General features: G+C 75.7%; 4 protein-coding genes. 2 read left to right on the forward strand and 2 right to left on the reverse strand.

The window, feature by feature from the left end; all coding sequences use genetic code 11:
* The first annotated feature begins 290 nt into the window (after positions 1-290).
* A complete protein-coding gene (locus LLG88_13365) occupies positions 291-1,244 on the forward strand; it encodes a Gfo/Idh/MocA family oxidoreductase (protein ID MCE5247896.1) in 954 nt (317 codons plus the stop codon).
* A gap of 179 nt (positions 1,245-1,423) precedes the next feature.
* Here LLG88_13365 and LLG88_13370 read toward each other — a convergent pair whose 3' ends face one another.
* Positions 1,424-2,371: a hypothetical protein gene (locus LLG88_13370; GenBank protein ID MCE5247897.1), complete on the reverse strand. Its 948-nt coding sequence runs from the start codon at positions 2,369-2,371 to the stop codon at positions 1,424-1,426.
* A 222-nt stretch (positions 2,372-2,593) separates the two neighbouring features.
* Here LLG88_13370 and LLG88_13375 point away from each other — a divergent pair, with 222 nt between their 5' ends.
* Positions 2,594-3,358 (forward strand): hypothetical protein, encoded by a 765-nt coding sequence (locus LLG88_13375; protein ID MCE5247898.1) that lies wholly within the window; start codon positions 2,594-2,596, stop codon positions 3,356-3,358.
* A 60-nt stretch (positions 3,359-3,418) separates the two neighbouring features.
* Here LLG88_13375 and LLG88_13380 read toward each other — a convergent pair.
* The coding region (locus LLG88_13380; protein ID MCE5247899.1) for a hypothetical protein at positions 3,419-4,444 on the reverse strand (1,026 nt) is incomplete at its 5' end.

The following is a 4,444-nucleotide window of genomic DNA, read 5'->3' on the forward strand; positions in this document are numbered from 1 at the left end:
CGAGACGCCGAAGAGGCGCCCCGCCTCGCCGCGCGCGCCCACCCGAACGCCGTGCGCCTCGTCCCCCACCGTTCCCGACGCGGCCGCGGCCGCCCGCGGATCGAACGCCATCCGCCCTCCCCCGCGGCGCCCGGCGCCGCCGCCATGAACGTACGGGGCGCCCCGCGCGGACGGCGCGCTTTTCGCCCGCCCGCGGCCGTTTCGCCGTCCCGAAACGGCGCGGCGGCCGTTCGACTCGGCGCGCCGCCGGGCCGAAGATGAAAGCGCAGGCGACGACGAGGAACGGAACGATGACGAACGGCGAGCGGGGACGAACGGCGATCGGCGTGATCGGCTGCACGGCGGCCGGGCTGCGCCTTCTCGACGGCTTCCACGGCGGGCGGAGCGTGCGCGTCGTCGGCGCGGCCGATCCGGACGTCGGCGCGCTGGGGCGCGTGCTGCGGCGCGGCGCGGCCGCGGCGGTGACGACGCGGCGGGAGGCGGTGCTGCGCGATCCGCTGCTCGAGGCGCTCGTCGTCGCCGTGCCGCTGCCCGAGCGCGCGGCCGCGGTCCGCGCCGCACTCGAGGCGGGAAAGCACGTCCTCGCCGCGCCGCCGATGGCGGCGAGCGGCGAGGAGGCGCAGGCGCTGGTGGACGAGGCGACGCGGCGCGGCCTGGTGCTGCGCGCGGCGCACGAAGCGCGGCGCGACGCGCCGTTCCTGCTCTTCCTCGAGCGGTGCGCGGCCTGCGGCGCCGCGCACGTGGACGTCGACGCGCGCCGCTGCGGCCTCGCCGATCCCGACGTCTTCGCCGAGGCGGTCGCCGAACTCGCCGCCGCCGCGCTCGCGGCGCTCGACCACGCGGCCGCGCTGAAGGACGCGCGCCGCGACGGCGCGGGAAGCGCGTTCCTCGCCTTCGAGTCCGCGGACGGGCGATCGGCGCACGTCCGCCTCGCGCCGGCGCTCGACGCCGACGAGACGCGAGCCGTCGCCGTCGGCGCCGACGGGCGGGCGGTCGAGCTCGCGCAGGACGTGCGCGGCGCTTCGGTGCGCTTCGGAACGCCGAGCGGCGCGGCGCCCCGCGGCGGGCTGGTGCCCGACGAGGCGCCGCGGCGCGCGGTCCACGCCGACGCGGCGTGGTTCGCGTCGTTCGTTCCGGCGTCGGCCGTCGCCGACGCGTTACTCGACGCGATCCGGTCCGGCGAGCGCGGGCCGGACCTTCTCGGCGTCGCGGCGGCGCGCGCCGCGGCGGCGCTGCGCGGCTGACGCCGCGCGCTCGCGCGGCGAACGCCGAAACGAAGCCGCGGCGCGCGCACGAAGCGAACGCGAAGACGAGGCCGCGGCGCACGCACGAGGCGTACGTGGAAACGAGGCCGCGGCGCGAGAGACGGACGAGGGAGAGCGCGGCGCCGCCCCGCGTCCAAGCGGCGGCGCCGCGCGGCCCTTCAGTGCCTGATCGGCAGCAGCGGCGGGTGCGTGTAGACGACGCCGTGCGCGCGGAGCGCCGCCGCGACGTCGTTCTCCGTGGCCGCCACGGCGGCCATGTAGTCCGGCTCGACCAGCGGAATCGCCTGCTGCAGCGCGAGCAGCGACAGGTCGCGCACGAACGGCCGCAGTTGGTCGGTCGGCAGGCCCGGATACTCGTAGGCGAGGAAGGCCAGCGCCTGGTCGGCGACCATGTCGGCCAGCAGGTGCTTGGCGATCGGCTCCTCCTGCAGCAGCATCGTGCCGTAGAGGATCATCGAACGGCGGAAGTCGCTCTCCTGCCGCCGCACCGTCGCCGGATCGAGGCCGCGCATCGCCGCGACGAGCATCTTCGGGACGATCGGCGTGCGCGCGAACGCCGCGGCGGCGACCTTGGCCCCGATCGCGCGGTCCGCGCGCCGAATGATCAGGTCCCCCGCCTCCTCGACGACGATGTGGCAGTAGAGGATCCGATCCTCCGCGCTCAGCGTCAGGCCGGTCTGGTTGGTCACTTCGGTCCAGACCCCCGCCGCGTCCAGTCCGGCGTCGAGCAGCGTCGCCTTCTGGATGATGTAGCCGGTCGCGAGGTCGTGGGCGTGGAAGTCCTCGCCCCAGACGTTGTTGTGGCCGACGTAGCCGAAGGCGACGGCCTTCTCGACCGTGCCGTGCGCGACGATCCAGACGTCCATGAAGAGCTCGGCGCCCGGACGGCCGTGCGTGTAGGCGTCGGCCAGCGGATCGAAGTTGAGCGCGAGATTGCTTTGGAACAGGTCGGGGAGCATCGCCCCGTAGAGCTCGTGGCTGTTGAAGACCGGCTCGCGCGAGCCGAAGTGGTCCGCGACGTAGGCGTGGGTCGCCGATCCCCACGCGGCCGCGGGCACGCAGGCGGCGGCGAGGACCGCCAGGACGACGAGAATTCTGCTGCGCATGATCAACCCCTTCCCCTCGCCTCGACCGAGGCGTCAAGGCCGCGGGGGCAGGCGCGCGGCGCAACGGGAAGAACGTACGCCGAGGGCGCCGCGGCGAGGGCGGGCGGCGCGGCGCCTTCCGACGTCGTCCGGAGCGACGAACGAGCGACCGCGCCGCGGGGACGAACGGCGTCGACGCGTTTCGGGACGCGGCTACACTTCGGGAACGAAAGGAGCTCTTCGGTGCGCCTCGCGTCCGCCTTCGCCCTTTTCGCGTCCGCCTTCGCCGTCTTCCCCGCGCTCGCCGGCCCCGCGTCCGCCGTCCCCGCCGCCGCGCCGCCGCTCTGGTCGAAGGCGCTCGCGCTCGCCGCGGCGCAGGAGTCGCTCGTGCCGGGCAAGATCGTGATGCATCAGGAGCTGCGCTCCCGCTCGGGCGAGCTCGAGCATTTCGGCGACACGACGCTGCAGGTCGTCCCGGGAAAGGACGGCGACGTGCGCGCGGAGGTCGCCGCGGCGTCCGAGGACGGCAAGGACGTCACCGCCGAGGCGCGGCGCCGGCAGCGCGATACGGAGGCGAAGGCGGCGAAGCGCGCGAAGAAAACGCCGCAGGACGACGACACCGAGGTCGATCTCGGCGACACGCCGTTCGCGCCGAAGATGCGCTCCAAGACGACCGTGCGGGAGACCGCCGAGCGGCGCACCGTGGACGGACGCGCCTGCGTCGTCCACGAGATCTCGTGGCCGGCCAAGGACGGCGGCCGCAACAAGGGGCGGATCTGCCTCGACGAGGAGACCGGCGCGCCGCGCGATCTCGTCTTCTCTCCCGACCCGCTCCCCAAGCACGTCTCGGCGGGAAAGACGTCGGTCCGCTACCGCGACGACGCGCCGGACGGATGGCGGCCGCGCGACATGACGATCGACGGAGAGGGCGGGATCCTCTTCATCAAGAAGAAATTCCACATGGTGATGACCTTCTCCGACTATCTGCGCCGCCCCGCGAAGCCCTGACGCCGCGACGCGCGCCGCCGTCCTCGGCGCGCGGGCGCTCCGACGCGGCGGCCGCCGCCGTCAGTCCCGCTTCCGCGCGTCCTTGAGCGCCGGCGCGGCGCCGACCCGGTCCGCGACCTCGATCGCCAGCGCCTCGGCGTCGGGGTCCGGCGTCTCGGCGCGATGAACGAGCGGGTTGCGCACGTTGCGCCACGTCGTCAGCACGTCCTCCGCCAGGCCGCGGTCGAGCGCGCCGGCGTGGACGAGATCCCAGACGATCGCGCAGAAGCTCCGCTCCGCCTCGGCGCGGCGCGGCAGCCGCTCGCGGTGCAGCCGGCGCAGCGCGGCGTCGATCGCGCAGACCGCCATCGTCAGCGTCATCGCCGCGCGCGGCGGGCGGACGAACCGCTCCTCGAACTGCGCCCGCTCGCGCCAGTGCGTCTCCGGCAGCCAGACGCGGAGCGCCCGCTCCAAGTCGGCGGCGATCCGCCGGCGGACCTTCCTTCCGGCGAGCAGCCGGCCGCTCTCCAGCTTCGTCCGCTCGCCGCGCGCCAGCGTCAGGCGGCGCGCCGCCTCGTCCCGTTCCGCGGCGAGACGGACGAGCGTCTCGGCGCGGACGCCGTCCCGGCCGAGCGCCGCCTCGTAGGCGTCGAGCAGTTCGACGTGCCGGTCGGCGAGTTCCTGATACTCCGCCTCGCGCGCTTCGTCGCGCCGTTCCGCCGCGAGCAGTTCCGGCCCCAGCGCGTCGAGCCGCGCGGCGATCCCCTCCGCCTCGGCGCGCAGCGCGCGGAGCCCCGGATCGCGGGCCTCGGCCTCGGCGCGGCGGCGCGCCCGCTCGGCGGCGAGGCGCTCGTCGAGCGCGGCGCACGCCTCCTCCGAGCGGCGCAGCACGGCGGCGCTCGCGGCGAGCCGCCGGCGGCCGTTGGCCCACGAGATGCCGCCCAAGGCCGAGAAGCCGGCCGCGACCAGCGCGAAGGCGCGGAGCGCCTGGTTCTCGACGTGCTGCAGGCCGTACTCGCGCCGCCGCGCGCCGAGGGCGTCGAGGAACGAGGCAAAGAGCCCCGGCGCCGGCGGACGCATCAGTTGGAGGGTCGCCGCGCCCGCCGG

It is taken from the genome of bacterium (assembly GCA_021372775.1).
Classification (GTDB): domain Bacteria; phylum Acidobacteriota; class Polarisedimenticolia; order J045; family J045; genus JAJFTU01.